Origin of the sequence: Protofrankia sp. Cj5 (assembly GCF_917627405.1) — a bacterium.
Classification (GTDB): Bacteria; Actinomycetota; Actinomycetes; order Frankiales; family Frankiaceae; genus Protofrankia.
This window is the reverse complement of record NZ_CAKJTO010000015.1, coordinates 58402-58909: the sequence shown is the minus strand read 5'-3', so window position 1 is coordinate 58909 and position 508 is coordinate 58402.

Sequence of the window (508 nt, the reverse complement as noted above, 5' to 3'; positions counted from 1 at the left end):
CCCGTCCTCCAGCGCGGTGAGCAGCTCGGCGTCCGACAGCGACCAGACTGTTGCCTGTGTCAGGGCGTCCACGCCGGTGGCGACCGCGTCCAGCCCGGCGAGCAGTGGATGCTCCCAGCCTGGGCTGGCGGTGGCGGCGACGCTCTGCATAGATCAACGATAACCCGAAACGCCCACAAAATCGAACATTTGTTCGTGCAAGCTACGAATATTAGCCCGGTCGCCATGGGCTCCACCACGCCGGCCCGACGACAGGGGCGCAACCCACCGGCGCCCGGCGCCACGATAGCCGCAGCCGCAGCCGCAGCCGCAGCCGCAGCCGCAGCCGCAACTGTGTTCATGACCAGGAGAGCATGACCAGAATGGCTAGATTGTGACCAAGGGGACGAGTCCGCCACCCCAGCGAAAGATCAAGGCCGGAGCACACACGCAGCGATGCCCGCGGAGACGAGTCAGTTGGCGGACCGCTCCAAATGCCGGTCGAGTCCACGTGCCTCAGAGCGTGTTT